Annotated in this window: 12 protein-coding genes; 6 read left to right on the plus strand and 6 right to left on the minus strand. The window is 50.5% G+C overall.

Annotation, left to right across the window (positions count from 1 at the left end):
* Window positions 1-198 precede the first annotated feature (198 nt).
* The gene (locus BBI11_RS11945) at window positions 199-816 is read left to right on the plus strand and encodes an REP-associated tyrosine transposase (protein WP_068463622.1); all 618 of its coding nucleotides are present in this window, start codon (window positions 199-201) and stop codon (window positions 814-816) included.
* 230 nt (window positions 817-1,046) lie between these two features.
* Here the strand turns inward: BBI11_RS11945 and BBI11_RS11950 are convergent, their stop codons facing one another.
* Window positions 1,047-1,664: a GntR family transcriptional regulator gene (locus BBI11_RS11950; protein WP_068463624.1), complete on the minus strand. Its 618-nt coding sequence runs from the start codon at window positions 1,662-1,664 to the stop codon at window positions 1,047-1,049.
* Between the two features lie 203 nt (window positions 1,665-1,867).
* Between BBI11_RS11950 and garR the strand changes: the two genes are divergently transcribed.
* The 4 genes from garR (at window position 1,868) to BBI11_RS11970 (ending at window position 6,582) form a co-directional block, all read left to right on the plus strand.
* Window positions 1,868-2,758 carry a 2-hydroxy-3-oxopropionate reductase gene (gene garR / locus BBI11_RS11955; protein ID WP_068463626.1) on the plus strand — a complete coding sequence of 297 codons (891 nt, stop codon included), beginning with the start codon at window positions 1,868-1,870 and terminating at the stop codon, window positions 2,756-2,758.
* Window positions 2,759-2,761: 3 nt separating this feature from the next.
* Window positions 2,762-4,201, plus strand: a complete 1,440-nt coding sequence (locus tag BBI11_RS11960; RefSeq protein WP_068463628.1) for a four-carbon acid sugar kinase family protein — start codon at window positions 2,762-2,764, stop codon at window positions 4,199-4,201.
* Window positions 4,202-4,262: 61 nt separating this feature from the next.
* Window positions 4,263-5,102 carry a class II fructose-bisphosphate aldolase gene (locus BBI11_RS11965; RefSeq protein ID WP_068463629.1) on the plus strand — a complete coding sequence of 280 codons (840 nt, stop codon included), beginning with the start codon at window positions 4,263-4,265 and terminating at the stop codon, window positions 5,100-5,102.
* A 136-nt stretch (window positions 5,103-5,238) separates the two neighbouring features.
* Window positions 5,239-6,582 (plus strand): GntP family permease, encoded by a 1,344-nt coding sequence (locus BBI11_RS11970; protein WP_068463632.1) that lies wholly within the window; start codon window positions 5,239-5,241, stop codon window positions 6,580-6,582.
* A 144-nt stretch (window positions 6,583-6,726) separates the two neighbouring features.
* Here the strand turns inward: BBI11_RS11970 and BBI11_RS11975 are convergent, their stop codons facing one another.
* From BBI11_RS11975 to BBI11_RS11990, 4 genes are all read right to left on the minus strand, one after another.
* The gene (locus tag BBI11_RS11975) at window positions 6,727-8,988 is read right to left on the minus strand and encodes a cell wall-binding repeat-containing protein (protein WP_068463634.1); all 2,262 of its coding nucleotides are present in this window, start codon (window positions 8,986-8,988) and stop codon (window positions 6,727-6,729) included.
* A gap of 277 nt (window positions 8,989-9,265) precedes the next feature.
* Window positions 9,266-9,583 (minus strand): hypothetical protein, encoded by a 318-nt coding sequence (locus BBI11_RS11980; protein WP_068463636.1) that lies wholly within the window; start codon window positions 9,581-9,583, stop codon window positions 9,266-9,268.
* A gap of 111 nt (window positions 9,584-9,694) precedes the next feature.
* Window positions 9,695-9,919 (minus strand): hypothetical protein, encoded by a 225-nt coding sequence (locus BBI11_RS11985; protein WP_068463638.1) that lies wholly within the window; start codon window positions 9,917-9,919, stop codon window positions 9,695-9,697.
* A 198-nt stretch (window positions 9,920-10,117) separates the two neighbouring features.
* Window positions 10,118-13,150 (minus strand): Ig-like domain-containing protein, encoded by a 3,033-nt coding sequence (locus tag BBI11_RS11990; RefSeq protein WP_068463639.1) that lies wholly within the window; start codon window positions 13,148-13,150, stop codon window positions 10,118-10,120.
* A gap of 568 nt (window positions 13,151-13,718) precedes the next feature.
* Here BBI11_RS11990 and BBI11_RS11995 point away from each other — a divergent pair.
* Window positions 13,719-14,543 carry an aldo/keto reductase gene (locus BBI11_RS11995; RefSeq protein WP_068463642.1) on the plus strand — a complete coding sequence of 275 codons (825 nt, stop codon included), beginning with the start codon at window positions 13,719-13,721 and terminating at the stop codon, window positions 14,541-14,543.
* A 307-nt stretch (window positions 14,544-14,850) separates the two neighbouring features.
* Here BBI11_RS11995 and BBI11_RS12000 read toward each other — a convergent pair whose 3' ends face one another.
* Complete coding sequence (locus BBI11_RS12000) at window positions 14,851-15,183, minus strand: winged helix-turn-helix transcriptional regulator (protein WP_068463644.1); 333 nt, start codon at window positions 15,181-15,183, stop codon at window positions 14,851-14,853.
* Window positions 15,184-15,186: the final 3 nt, after the last annotated feature.

Raw genomic sequence — 15,186 nt, forward strand, 5'->3', positions numbered from 1 at the left:
TAATCCGCTATACTATTGTTCGGCCGTCGATTATACTAAACGAGATCACATCTTTTAAAAGAAAGAAGGGATTTTTATACGCAATATCCTTAGTTTCATGCAGCCACATTTTGCACGCCCCGTTAGTTCTTCTATCGCCCGACTGTCTCAACCACCACACAAGAATTTCCGCATGATTCGATCGGACGGTGAACCCTTATGACCCGCAGACGCCAGTTCAATCCAGATTCTTATTACCACGTCATCATGCGCGGCAACAACCGGCAACCGATTTTCGGCACACCAGAAGACATGAACGAATTGAAGCGAGCTTTTTTCTACACACATAAGCGCTACCCGTTCACCATTCTCGCCTGGTGTTTCATGACCAACCATTATCACATTTTGATTAAACCGAAAGAAGATTCGCTCAGCAAAATCATGGCCATGATCAACCGTCGCTATAGCCACTCGTACAGCAAACGCTACAATCACGTCGGACGCATTTACCAAAAACGTTACTTCGCGAAGGAAATCGCATCGGCGTATGGCTTGTTGGTCGTCAGCAGCTACATCCACCGCAACCCCATTCAAACTTCTACCCCGCTGGTGAAACGGCTCGCGCAGTATCCGTACAGCTCGTTTCCGTATTACTGGGACGAACATGTTCCAGCTCCGCCCTATTTGGACCGCCACTTTCTTTCTTCCATCATGCCTTATCCCCACGACAAAACGAATGCCGCTTATTGCCAATACTGCTTGAAGTATAAGCAGGAAGTGGAAGAAGATAATGACGTGTCCCTGTGCACCACACAATTCCGCAATCCCTATTCTTAGAACGCCCATGTGCTGCAAGGGTTCGCAGGAATTTCGTTCCGAATGCGCCCCTGTGCATCACACAATTTAAAGAAGCATCCATCCGTCAACACGGATGGATGCTTCTTTTTCGGTTGAATTGTGTCTTGCACAGGGACAACAGAGCGACAAAACTCCGCCAAACCAACGTTCTCCCTCTGCAAATTGTGTCTTGCACAGGGGCACAGACGAACACGGACAGAAAGAATCCCCTACCCTTTCATCCGCTGCAAGCAGAACTCCAGGTCGAGCTGGAGATGGGCTTTCATGAGCTGCTCCGCTTTGTCTGCGTCGTGGGCAGAGATGGCGTCGTAGATGTCTTGATGTTCGTCGATCAATAGCGGGCGTTTGTGGTATACGACGGTTTTGCGGAACAGGTAGATGATCGATTGCATGCGTTCGAAGATGTCGATCATGACTGGGTTGTTCGTCGCGCCGATGATGATTTCGTGGAATTCTTTGTTGGCTGTCATGACTTGTTCCATGGTGCCGCTACGGCCGACTTTGACGCATTCCTGCAATTTGTCCAGATCGCCTTCGCTCATATACATCGCGCAGTGGCGGACGGCGAAGCCTTCGAGCAGCGTGCGCACCTGGAAGATGTCTCGCAGGTCGCTGTCGCTCGGGTTGACGACGCGTTTGTCTTTGATGAGCCCTTCTTGCTCGAGCTTGCGGATGGAATCGCGCACCGGCGTCCGGCTGATGCCCATTTCTTCGGCGAGCCGTTCTTCAACTAATTTCGTGCCGCGCTCGAGTTCTCCGTTCAAAATTTGATCCCGTATGTATTCATAAGCTTGGATATACGCAAGCTGTGTGGATTTTTTGGTCATGCGAATCGACTCCTGGCTAATTTATTTCTCCTTCCAAAGTATAAGTTCTATTGGAAGAATTTAAAAGCCACTATATTTTTTGTATACATTTTAAAATATTTTGTATACAAAATTAGAAATAATGTGTACTATATTGATTAACAAGAAATGAAAGCGCTCTATTTTCATCGAGGGCTTGGCTAATTTGAAAGGAGCAATCATCCATGAACAAAACCATAGGATTTATCGGGCTTGGCATTATGGGCAAGCCGATGTCATTGAATTTGCTGAAAGCGGGTTACCAGGTGCACGTCAATGACCTCAATACAGAAACTGTCGATACACTCGTCGAGGCTGGTGCACAATTCGCGACACCTGCAGAGATGGGAGAACATTGCGACGTCGTCATCACGATGCTGCCTGCGTCTCATCACGTGAAACAAGTCGTGCTCGGAGACAACGGAATTTTGACGAACGCGACACCAGGAACGGTCATCATCGATATGAGCTCGATCTCCCCTGTCGCTTCGGTTGAAATTGCCAATGAAGCGGCGAAGCGCGGCGTCGACATGATTGATGCCCCGGTTAGCGGCGGAGAGCCAAAAGCAATCGACGGTACGTTAGCTATTATGGCGGGCGGAAAAGAAAGCGTTTTCGAATCCGTGAAAGATGTCTTGGAATGTGTTGGATCTGACATCGTCCTCGTCGGCGACAACGGCAGCGGCGTCACCGCAAAACTTGCCAACCAGATCATCGTCAACTTGAACATCGCCGCCATGTCCGAAGCGCTCGTGCTTGCAGCGAAAGCCGGTATCGACGTCGAGAAAATGTATCAAGCGATTCGCGGCGGATTAGCCGGCAGCGCCGTGCTCGACGCCAAAGTGCCATTGATCCTCGACCGCAATTTCGTCGCAGGCGGCCGCATCGATATTAATTTAAAAGACATGACCAACGTCATGGAAACGGCACACGAAATTGGCGTACCGCTTCCGCTATCGAGCCAACTCGTCGAGATTTTCCACGCCTTGAAAGTCGATGGCAAAGCAGCGGACGACCACGGCGGCATCGTTCAGTATTACGAAAAGCTGGCAAATGTCGAAGTTAGGAAGGTGTAAATAATGACACATTCTAACCTGTTGAATGCACAGCAAACGCTCGTTTCCCTCCCGGCTATCCCGGACGAAACACAAGTCGACGCCTTGCTCGAACGCGAGCTGCTCGATTTCAATAAAAAAATCATCGTGCTCGACGACGATCCGACCGGTGTCCAAACGGTCCACGGTGTTTCCGTCTATACCGATTGGACAGCGGAAAGCATCGACGCCGGTTTTGCGGAAAAGCAGTCGATGTTCTTCATTCTCACCAATTCCCGGGGCTTTACGGCAGCGGAAACAAAGCATGCGCATGAAGAAATCGCGCGAGTTATCCAACAAACCGCCGCGAAGCACGGTAAAGAGTTCATCATCATCAGCCGCGGCGACTCGACCTTGCGCGGGCATTACCCGCTCGAGACCGAGGTGATGAAAAATACGGTCGAAGTCGAATCCGATATTTCATTCGACGGCGAAGTCATCATGCCGTTCTTCCAGGAAGGCGGCCGCTTGACGATCGACAATATCCACTACGTCCAGGAAGGCGAGCAATTGGTGCCGGCCGGTGAAACCGAATTCGCCAAAGACCGCACATTCGGCTACACCGAATCGCATCTCGGCAAATGGGCTGAAGAAAAGTCGAACGGTGCTTTCAAAGCTGAAAACGCAGTCTACTTGTCCCTTGAGGACATTCGCGCTTTGCGCATCGACCATCTCGCTGAGCAATTGACGTCCGTTACGGATTTCAATAAAGTGATCGTCAACGCGGTCCAGTACGTCGATGCCAAAGTCGTTGTCATCGCCTTGATTCGCGCGATGAAATCCGGCAAGCAATTCGTGTTCCGCAGCGCTGCGGCTTTAACGAAAATCATCGGTGGCATTAGCGACAAAGATTTGCTAACGAAAGCGGAATTAATTACCGAACCGAGCGAAAATGGCGGGTTGATCATGATCGGCTCCCATGTGAAAAAGACGACTGAGCAATTCGAAGTGCTGAAAACCGCTGACTTTATTGAATTTATCGAGTTCGACGTTCATCTGGTCTTGCATCCCGACCAATTCGAAGCGGAAATAAAGCGCATTATCGACACAAGCGAGCGTTTGATCCGACAAGGCCAAACGGTTGCGGTCTACACGAAACGTGAGCGGCTGGACCTTGGGGATAACCGCCAGGAAGAAGAATTGATGCTGTCGGTGAAAATTTCAGACGCCGTCACACGCATCGTCAAAAACTTAAACGTCCGTCCGAGTTTCATTATCGCAAAAGGCGGCATCACTTCGAGTGACATCGGGACAAACGGCCTGAGCGTCAAGCGCGCCACGGTCGCCGGCCAGATTCAACCGGGCATTCCCGTGTGGCTGACGGGCAGCGAAAGCAAATTCCCAGGAATCGCTTACGTCATTTTCCCGGGCAATGTCGGTTCGAAAACGAGCTTGAAAGACGTAGCGGAAATCCTGCACGGATAAAGCAGGCGGCGTTTGCCGCTTGCCATCTATGTAAGCGAATACAAAAATAGGCGGTGTGAAGATGTTCATTCAAACAAAAGAAATCTTGCAAGCGGCTCATGCCGGACACTATGCGGTCGCCGCGTTCAATGTGTATAGCCTTGAAACTTTGCAAGGCGCAATCCAAGCGGCAGAACAAGAAAACCAGCCGGTCATTATCGCACTCGGCGAACGGTATTTTGGTACGGTCGATGTCGAAGGCTTTGCGGCTTTAGCGAAAACTTTGGCGGAAAAAGCGAGTGTCCCGGTGTCCCTACACCTTGACCATGCGTACGAGAAAGAATCGATCGTCCGTGCGATTGCTTGCGGATTCACATCTGTCATGTACGACGGATCAAAACACGAGCTCCGAGAAAACATCGCCTTCACAAAAGAAATCGTCGAACTCGCGCATCAAGCTGGCGTCAGTGTCGAAGCGGAAATCGGCTCGACTGCCCGCGGTGCGTTCTCGGACGAAGAAGAAGGCACCGGCGCTTTGACGGACCCTGCGTCCGCTAAAAAATTCGTCGACCAAACCGGCGCCGATTTTCTCGCAGCATCAATCGGCACAGTCCACGGCATGTACACCGGCAAACCCGACATCAAGCTCGGGCTCCTCGATGATATCCGCCAAGCGGTCGGCATTCCACTCGTCCTCCACGGCGGCTCCGGCACACCGGACGGCACGATGACCCAAGCGGTCGCTAAAGGCATCTGCAAAGTTAACGTCAATACGGAAGTGTCCCTCGCCGCGGCAAGCTATTTGAAAGAAACCGCTGGCGAGCCGATGCACTTGTCCGATCGAATGGCCGGCATGCAACAAGCGATCGTCCCGGTTATGGCACGGTTTATCCGCCTATTGAAAAATTCGGATGCCGGATGAAAGTTTTTTTGTAGATTCAGGGGTTTATTCCAGGGAAATTTTTGCATTCTTGAAAATAATAAGTCATATCTAGTCAACACTTTGGCTAGTGCATCCAATAGCCCCACCAAACTTGACCACAAAGGGAGATGTTCACATGGTTACAGGTAATTTGTTAATTGTGATTTTTATTCTGTCGCTCGCTGCTTTGTTTTTCGCTATTCTTAAATTAAAAATCGAGCCTTTTCTCGCCTTGATTACCATTGCCGTGCTCACTGCACTCGCAATCGGCATGCCGCTGCAAGACGTTGCATCAACCGTCACGACCGGGTTCGGCAATACGCTTGCCGGCGTCGGCATCTTGATTGGCCTCGGCGTCATTTTCGGCCAATTCCTTGGCGCGTCTGGCGCAGTTGAAAAAATCGCTCAAGCGGTATTGAAAGTGTTTGGCATCAAACGTTCGCCAGCTGGCCTTGCTTTAACCGGTACAGCCGTTTCAATTCCGGTGTTCTTTGACGCAGCATTCGTTATCTTGAGCGGCTTGATCCGCTCGCTGTCCACGAAGACCGGCATTTCCGTCGTCAGTTTTGTCACGGCACTAGGCGTCGGTTTGATCGTTTCGCATAATATGATTGCACCAACACCCGGACCGCTCGTCGTGGCAGAAAACACGGGTGCTGAACTCGGGCTGTTCATTCTTTACGGCATCATCGTCGCCATTCCAGCGACATTGGTCGGTGGCTATTTATACGGCATGTTCATCGGGAAACGCGTGAAGCATTCCGGTGAAATTGAAGAAGTCATCGTCGAAAAAGCCGATCTTCCGAAAAAGGAAATCAGCACCGCTTTGAGTTTCTTCATGCTGGCATTGCCGATTGTCTTGATCCTGGCAAATACCGTCTCGAAACTATTGCTTCCTGAAACCGCCGCTTCTAGCTTTTTCGGTTTCGTCGGCGAGAAAAACGTCGCCCTGTTAATCAGTGTGTTCGCAGCCGTTATCTTCTTGCGTCCTTATATTTCCATCCCGAACAATCGCCTATACAGCGAAGCCATCAATTCTGCCGGCATGATCATCCTCATCACGGGAGCCGGCGGTGCATTTGGAGCGGTCATCAACAATAGCGGCATCGGCGATCATTTGATCACGACGATGCAAAGCTGGAGTATTCCGGTGCTGTTGCTGGCGTTTATCTTCTCGCAGATTTTGCGCGCTTCACTCGGTTCGGCAACGGTTGCGCTCGTTACCACTTCGAGCATCCTCGGGCCAATGGTTACGGCACTCGGCGTCTCTCCGATTCTTTTAGGCCTCGCGATCTGTGCTGGCGGAATCGGCTTGTCCTTGCCGAACGACTCAGGCTTCTGGGTCGTCAACCGCTTCGGGAAACTCACAGTCCCGCAAACGCTTCTCGCTTGGACAGGCGGCGGCTTTATCGCCGGCGTCACCGCGCTCATCACCGTCTTTATCCTGAACTTGTTCTCCGGAATTTTGCCTGGGCTGTAAGAAAATCAAATGCAGAAAAAACCGCATCCACGTCCGGATGCGGTTTTTTTGTCTGGAATTGTGTGGTGCACAGGGACGTTCATGTATCCAAATGCCGCTGCAACAGCATTTCTATCTGGCGAATTGTGTGGCGCACAGGGACAGCTACTGCTGCAAGCGCGCGTTCACATGTTCCGACACTGCCCCGGTTCCCCCGAAGATCGAGAAGCCGCGGTAAGAAGGCAGCTGCTGTTCGGTCGCGGTCGGAATGTTGTCCGGTCGCACGAGCAAAATCGGTGCGTCGTTTTTCGCGGCGAGCACAGATCCTGTCAGTGCATCCGGGAAATTCAGCCCGGTGGCGATAAAGGCTTGGCTAGTGCCAAGTGGCAACCGCGTCGCCACTTCATAGCCTGTGGCGTAGCGGTCTTTGCCGCCGAAGCGTTGAGGGTCCGGCAATGTACCGAAGACTTCATCGCTGACGACGCCCGTGCCGCCGATGACGAGGCTTGATGCATAATGTTCAAGCGCGGATGCTGTTTCTTCCGGCACAGAATCGCTGCGCGTCAACAGGATCGGGATGCCGTTTTTCGCAGCATACGGCGAAACCGATAGGACGTCTGGGAAATTCGAGCCGCTTGCGACGACTGCCTGTGTGGACTCCAATTTCTCTGCAATCAACGCCGCGGTCTCGTAGCGTGTTTTACCGCCGATGCGTTCGGTCTCGAGATTCATGTTAGCGAGTTCAGCTTCCACCGCATCCGACACGGCTCCACTGCCGCCTAGAATAATGGCCTTGCCAGCACCCAAGCGTTCGATTTCCTTGCGCGTTCCCCCGTGAAGTTCACCGGAGCGCGTCAATAAAATCGGTGCCTCTTCCTTATACGCCAGCGGTCCACCGGCCAGTGCGTCCGGGAAGTTGCCGGCCGTAGCGATGACCACCGTATCGGCTGACGCCCAGCCGGTTTGTGAAATGGCAATCGCCGTCTCGTAGCGGTTGATGCCAGAGATGCGCCCTGGCAGTTCTTGCGGTTCTGTTGCTTTCACGACCATATCGAGCGCTTCGCTTTGATTGCCGTAACGATCACGAATCGTTAGTGTTAACTCGTTGCCTGCTGTTTGCTGCGGAATGTCCAAGCTGAACGAGCCCGCTCCCGCATAGCCTTCTTGACGCGCGATTTCACCGCTTTCATCTTTCACCGTAATGACGGCGTCTTCCACTGCTTGCTCCAAGGTGCCGGAGATTTCCACTGAACTTTCATAAACATCGTTGACGGCTGGCTGCGCAATATCCAAGATCATCAACGCCGCTTCCGCATTGATTCGGCCGTGGCCAAAATACGGATCTTTTCCGGGCGCGCCAAGATCATCTGACGTGTCGTATAAGCGCTGTTCGAGTTCTTCATTCGTCAACTCCGGCTCGTTCGCTTTCACAAGCGCCGCAACTCCCGCCACCACAGGGCCAGCCATCGACGTCCCGCTCAAGGAACCAAAGCTACCACCAGCGACGGTTGACCAAATGCCCGTGCCAGGTGCCGTGATGTCCTGATCCACTCCATAATTCGAGAAGCCCGAAAACCAGTCTTCGCGGTCCGTTGATCCGACTGCCACCACGTTTTCATAGCCCGATGGATAATGGGTATCGTCCGTCGATTCATTGCCAGAAGACGCAATAACCAAAACGCCGCGCTCGTGCGCATAATCAATTGCTACTTGATACGCTTCGCTATAGAAATAATTGCCGAGACTCATATTGATAATATCCGCCCCCGCATCCGCGGCGTAATAAATCCCTTCAATAACATCGGACGAATAAGCATCTTCCCCTTCAAACACGTCGATTGCCAGCAAACCCGTTTGCGGTGCCACGCCCGTACCGAACGTCCGGTTATTGTGCGCAGCGCCGATAATGCCCGCCACATGGGTCCCGTGATCGTCTTCACTGATGCTCGAAGCTGTCGCATACGAGCTCGTGAACTGCCCCGCTAAATCCGGATGATCCAAATCAAAGCCGTTATCCAGCACGGCGACCAATACGTCTTGCGCACCCATCGTTCTGGTCCACGCCCGTTCCGACTCGATCAATTCGTGATGGTACTGGAAGGAATAATACGGATCGTTCGGTACCGTTGTCGTCTTCAGCAAATGGTCCGGTTCGACTTTGGCCACACCTGGCGCTTTGCCAAGTTCTTCTATGTACTCGTTTATGCTTTTTCCTGTTGGCACTTCAACCGTCACCAATGAATTGGCCGCATTGACGTCTAACGCTTCCGTCTTTTCTCCTGACAGTGCATGACTGCCTGCCCCTTTTTCTAATGTAACAATGACGCGGTCTGTCTTGTCAGTTTCGTCCGCTGACGCTGTTCCTGCCGTATGCAACACCGCCACTCCCGTAAGCAAGGTGATTCCGATTTTCTTAGATGTCTTCAAAATGTTGACCCCTTTCAGCTGTTCTCCGTGGCTTGTAAATTCTTGGTTATTGTAACATCATTATTTTCCAGTTAATAGTAATTCGATTTTCTTTATGGCAATCATTTCATCCGAATTGTATAGCGCATCGGGAAGCAAACCCATTCCGCAACATGAAAAACCGCATCCCTTCCGCTTATTGAATTGTGTGGTGCACAGGGACACCCAAGCAGAAAAACCCCGCCACAGAAGCATTTTCATCCAGAAAGTTGTGTGGCGCACAGGGACGAGCACCCACTCAAGCTATCCGTTCTTCTTTTTTCCAACGGTAATAATTGTATCCCGCATCCCCTAAAACCATGAACACAAATGCCACTGCGATAACCTGCAGTTGCGTCTCACTAAAGACATTCAGCTGATAAATGATGACATACATCACCGCCATAAACGGGATGCCCCATAACGCGCGAATCAATCTTCTTCTATAAGATAGACTTTGATAGAACAACACAAATCCTTTATCTTTTTTCGCATTGCCTTTTAAAATGAATTTCATCACAAGGTTGACCGCCAATACAGCGACCAGTGAAACAATCAAATAACCGTATATCTCCATATTCCCGCCTCTTTTCATATAAATTGTGTGGTGCACAGGGACACCCAAGCAGTAAAACCCCGCCACAGAAGCATTTCTATCCAGCAAATTGTGTGGCGCACAGGGACACAATCACTTCCCTGCCCGGCGAACTCCGAACACCAGTCCAGCTACCCCACCGACTACTGCTCCAATATACGCTGTCAGCTCATAGCCTTCCATGCCTGTCTGTTCATAAATGTCGAATCCGCCCAAAAATGTGCCACCGATGACCAGCCCCAGAAAACCACCCGCAAAAACCCCAGCGATCAACCCAATGACCCCGGCTGCCAGTTTCCACATGCCTCGATTTTTCATGAACGATTCCTCCCTTATTCACTTTCCCCTAAGTTCTGCATCCACTCCTCAATTCCTTTTAATTGTGTGGTGCACAGGGAGTCGAAATTGTGTGGCGCACAGGGACGTAAACACACCCCCCAATACGAAAAAAAGCATCCCCCCGCCTTTTGGGCGGCGAGGATGCGGTTTGAATTGTGCCGTGCACAGGGACATCAATTAATTATCCAATTCTTCATCCAATGCGTCTTTGACTTCATCAGACACTGCGCCCGTTCCGCCGAAGATCGTGAAGTCGGCGTAATTCGACAAGAGCTTGTTCGTCGCATTCGGAATTTTATTCGGACGGACGAGCAAGATTGGTGAATCGTCTTTCGCTGCCAGGACAGAACCGGTCAAGGCATCCGGGAAGTCTCTGCCGGTCGCGATATAGGCAAGGTCCGTACCCATCATAAGTTTGGTCGCGATTTCTGCGCCAGTTTCATAGCGAGTTTCGCCGCCGTAACGCGTTGGATCTGGCAATTCGTCGTAAACGTCTTCGCTGACTACGCCGGTTTCACCGATGACAAGCGATGAGGAGTAATCGTCTAATGCTTGTTCCGTTTCATTCGGCAAACGATCGGTGCGCGTCAAGAGAATCGGCACGCCGTTTTTCGCAGCGTATGGAGAGATAGAAAGTACATCTGGAAAGTTCAAGCCGTTTGCGACGACTACTTCATCAGAAGACAACTCATCCGCAATCAACGCCGCTGTGTCAAAACGCGTTTCGCCGCCGATACGTTCGATATCCAAGTCCATGTCTTCCAGCTCTGCTTCCACCGAAGCGGAGATCGCACCTGTGCTACCGAGAATGATAACGCGGCTTGCACCTAATCGTTCAATTTCCTCTTTCGTCTCGCTCTTCAAGCTATTAGTGCGTGTCAATAGGATCGGTGCATCTTCTTGGAAGGCTAGCGGCCCACCAGCCAAGGCATCTGGGAAATTAGCGGAAGTTGCCAGTACGACTGTGTCCGACGAATCCCAGCCTTCTTGAGAAATCGCGATGGCTGTCAAGAACCGGTCTTTCCCTGAAATACGATCTGTCGTTTCCGAATCTACTTTAACGACTGTGGTTTTCGTTCGATCACTCTTATTGCCTGCCGCATCTATTGCCACAGCCGTCAAGACCGTACCGGCTGCTTGCGGTTCAATATCTAACTTAAAGCGTCCATCCGTACCCGCTTTTCCTCTAGCAATCTCTGTCGATCCGTTTTTGATGACGACTGTGCTGCCTGCCTCAGCTTTACCGCTGATGCTCGTAGACTTATTCGTCACTTGTTTCAAGCTTGGCGCATCCGGAGCAGTTGTATCGTCGACAGTCACCACCGTCTCGTCACTGACATTGCCATCATCATCTTCCAAAGTCACCGTGATTTCCGTTCCAGCTTCTTGCTCTGGAATGTCAACGGAGAAATCGCCGTCCTCATCAACAGTTCCAGTATACGTACCATCTGGTGTCTCAACGACAACTTCCGCTCCCGGTTCACCAGTTCCGGTTACTTCCGTATCGCTATCGCCGACATCATCTACTTCTGGCGCGTCTGGTGCTGTCGCGTCACCGACCGTGACAACCGTCTCGTCACTGACATTGCCATCGTCATCTTCCAAGGTCACTGTAATTTCCGTTCCAGCTTCTTGCTCTGAAATGTCAACAGAGAAATTGCCGTCTTCATCAACAGTTCCAGTATACGTACCATCTGGTGTCTCAACGACAACTTCCGCTCCCGGTTCACCCGTTCCCGTGACTTCCGTATCGCTATCGCCGACATCATCCACTTCTGGGGCGTCTGGTGCCGTTCCATCTCCTACCGTTATGACAACTTCTTCACTTGTATTGCCGTCTTCATCTTCCAATTCGACCGTAATTTCTGTTCCTTCTTCTTGTTCTGGAATGTCAACAGAGAAATCACCGTCTTCATCGACAGTCCCGGTATACGTACCTCCTGGAGTTGTTACAATTACTTCCGCTCCCGGTTCACCCGTTCCGGTTACTTCCGTATCGCTATCGTCAACATCATCGACAACCGGCGCTTCCGGTGCAGTGATATCTTCAACAGAAATGACAACAACCTCACTGGTTAATCCTGCATCATCTGTCAAAAAGACGCCAAGTTCCGTTCCACCTGGCTGCGCCGGGATGTCGACTTCAAAATTCCCGTCTCCGTCGACCGTGCCAGTGCCCAGCACTTCATCGTCTTTTGTCACCGTCACTTCCGTTCCTGCTTCACCGGTCCCGGTAACTGACATATCCTGGTCGGTCACGCCATCGACAATCGGCGTTTCAGGTGCAGTTACATCACTCACCGTCACTTCAAGCGCTTCACCTACTGGATTCCCTGAAGAAGAGTAAGCTTGTACCGTCAATACCGTACCTGCTTGTTGCTGCGGGATGTCGACTGCGTATGGGCTATTCGCGTCGCTATCGACCGTTCCTCTGCCGATTTCGTCCTCCCCGTCAAATACTCGAATTTGCGTTGCGGAACCTCGTTTTTTAATTCCTTCGACGACCGTATCCTGGTCCGTCACCGTACCTACCGACAAATCAGCATTTTCCAAATTGTACAAGGACGCTTGAGCGCCTTCATCCGTCAGCACGAACACGTCCAATAAAGGCTCAGAAGTCGCAGCCCCGAAGAACTCCAGTTCACCTGAATCACTCACCGGCAAATCTTGGGCTAGCGCGTTCAAATCAATCGTCAGCTCTGCACTCATGGTAGACAAAGCGCTCAAATTGAGCACATCAAAACTTGCACCTCTGACTAGACCCGTAGTTGAATCGACCACCAAATCATCCCCGCTGATCGTGCCGCTATTCACGGGAATCACTCCCAGCAAGAGCCGCTGCTCATACTCGATCTGCGCAGCATCCTGGAAGTTCGGCAACGCCAGAATCTCTTTGAAGGCTTCCGGAAGCTGGAAATTATAATATTGCTCGTTGACCACGCTGAGATCCAACAGCACCGTGCCGTCCAGATCCAACGTTAAAATGCCGGTCGTCGAATTATAATCCGCCCGCAAATTCTGGTTTTCCAGCAAGGCGACATCCGCCAGCCCAGCTGCTTCCGCTGAGTTTTGCTGAAGCGAAACGCCATTTTTCCCCGTACTTAGTTCGGCCGAAAGCGGAGACATCGCCAATACCCCCGCCATCAATGCCGCCGAAAATAGTTTTGTCTTGCCATTAAACGCTAACCTCTTCCCAGAATAACTTTTCATTCATCTTCCTCCTCTTTTTTGATGGGTCAAAAAATCAAGATTATATGAAATGAGTAAATTATTTCCTTTTTAATTTCACGCCCCCCTTATTTGACTATATTTAACACAACTCGATAATATCTGAATATTAACACATCTATTTCTTTGCGCAATTAATACGATAAGCTCCAAAATGAGATTAAACTGCCAAAAAACACATGAAAACGATATAAAACAGAAATTTCAGTTAATAATCATTAACATAAGCTCAAATAAACATTAAATTCAGATTATTTACAGTCCATAAGTTTGTAGGAATTGAAATTTTTGTCACCCGTTAGTAAAATTAATCATTTTTCCTTGTCTATTTGTAATATATCCCAGTATTAGCAGGGTCAAAAGTATCGAGGGTCATCGAAAATTGTGTGGCGCACAGGGACAGCTAACCACCAAAATCCCGCTATATCAAGGTTCCAATGCTAGAAATTGTGTGGTGCACAGGGACATTTCAAAAAAACAGCTTACGCTTACTAAATTCAGGGTATTCTATAGAGGGTTATGATAAAAACACGAAAAGGAGAAATGTCCCGTGAATCATGTAACACTTAATAACAAGCTAGAGATGCCTCAACTAGGTTTTGGCGTTTGGCAAGTCGACAACGACCAAGCAGCTGAAGCCGTATCAACAGCACTCCAAACTGGCTATACATCGATCGATACAGCCATGATCTATAAAAACGAAGAAGGCGTCGGAAAAGCGTTGAAAGAAACTTCTGTCCCGCGCGAAAACTTGTTCATCACTACGAAAGTCTGGAACTCCGACCAAGGTTACGACAACACCTTGCGCGCATTCGACGAAAGCCTCGAGCGTCTCGGCTTGGATTATGTGGACCTCTACCTCATTCACTGGCCGACACCTGAGTTTGATAATTACGTCGAGACGTATAAAGCGATGGAAAAACTATACAAAGACGGCCGCGTCAAAGCGATCGGCGTCTGCAATTTCCAACCTGAACATTTGCAGCGCCTACTGGATGAGTGCGACGTGCCGCCAGTCCTCAACCAAATCGAATGCCATCCGTACTTGGCACAAAACGACGTCAAAGAATTCTGCGCGCAGCACGATATTTTCGTTGAAGCATGGAGCCCGCTCGACCAAGGCGGCGAAGTGCTGAAAGACGAAGTGATTCAAAAAATCGCCGAAGCGCACAAGAAATCCCCAGCCCAAATCGTCTTGCGCTGGCACTTGCAAAACAACACAATCGTTATTCCGAAATCCGTCACCCCGTCGCGCATCGAAGAAAACTTCAATGTCTTCGATTTCGAATTAAGCGAAGAAGACATGAACCAAATCAACGGACTCGACAAAAACCGCCGCAAAGGCGCACACCCGAACGAAATGAACGTCCGTTAAACTGTTGGACATCAAAAAAGCCCGTTCCTTCCCTGGAACGGGCTTTTTTCTGCTCAAATTGTGTGGCGCACAGGGACGCGAGGACAGTCGAATGCCGCAGTGACGGGCATTCACCCTGCCGAATTGTGTGATGCACAGGGACAAGCCGCTTTTCTCTCAGAATGCCGCGGACAAGCCCCTATTCTCCCAGAATTGTGTGGCGCACAGGGACGCAAACACTTCTCTCCAACACAAAAACCGCATCCCCCCGCCTTTTCGGCTCTTGGGATGCGGTTCGAATTGTGTGGTGCACAGGGACATCAACCAGCTACAAATTCCGCTCCATGTATTCTTTTCCCCAATCATACATCGAGTCAAGAATCGGCATGAGGCTTTCGCCTTGTTCCGTCAGCGAATACTCCACTTTTGGCGGCACGACTGGATACACTTCGCGGTGGACGATCAAATGATCTTCCAGCTCGCGCAATTGGTTGACGAGCATGCGTTGTGTGATGCCCGGGATCAGCCGTTGTAATTCGCTGAAGCGCTTGGTGCCGGATTTTCCTAAATGCCACAATACGAGCATCTTCCACTTTCCGCCGATGATGGAAAGGGTTAATTCTTTTTCACAATTGAACGTCTTTTCTCCCAAATTGGGCATGTG

The sequence above is a fragment of the Planococcus maritimus genome (assembly GCF_001687625.2).
GTDB lineage: Bacteria > Bacillota > Bacilli > Bacillales_A > Planococcaceae > Planococcus > Planococcus maritimus.

Bases quoted from the DNA above. Each gene is read 5' to 3' on its own strand.
- BBI11_RS11965 (WP_068463629.1), top strand. From the start codon at position 4,263: ATGTTCATTCAAACAAAAGAAATCTTGCAAGCGGCTCATGCCGGACAC.
- BBI11_RS11990 (WP_068463639.1), bottom strand. From the start codon at position 13,150: ATGAAAAGTTATTCTGGGAAGAGGTTAGCGTTTAATGGCAAGACAAAA.
- BBI11_RS11985 (WP_068463638.1), bottom strand. From the start codon at position 9,919: ATGAAAAATCGAGGCATGTGGAAACTGGCAGCCGGGGTCATTGGGTTG.
- BBI11_RS11945 (WP_068463622.1), top strand. From the start codon at position 199: ATGACCCGCAGACGCCAGTTCAATCCAGATTCTTATTACCACGTCATC.
- BBI11_RS11960 (WP_068463628.1), top strand. From the start codon at position 2,762: ATGACACATTCTAACCTGTTGAATGCACAGCAAACGCTCGTTTCCCTC.
- BBI11_RS11950 (WP_068463624.1), bottom strand. From the start codon at position 1,664: ATGACCAAAAAATCCACACAGCTTGCGTATATCCAAGCTTATGAATAC.
- BBI11_RS11970 (WP_068463632.1), top strand. From the start codon at position 5,239: ATGGTTACAGGTAATTTGTTAATTGTGATTTTTATTCTGTCGCTCGCT.
- garR (WP_068463626.1), top strand. From the start codon at position 1,868: ATGAACAAAACCATAGGATTTATCGGGCTTGGCATTATGGGCAAGCCG.
- BBI11_RS12000 (WP_068463644.1), bottom strand. From the start codon at position 15,183: ATGCCCAATTTGGGAGAAAAGACGTTCAATTGTGAAAAAGAATTAACC.
- BBI11_RS11980 (WP_068463636.1), bottom strand. From the start codon at position 9,583: ATGGAGATATACGGTTATTTGATTGTTTCACTGGTCGCTGTATTGGCG.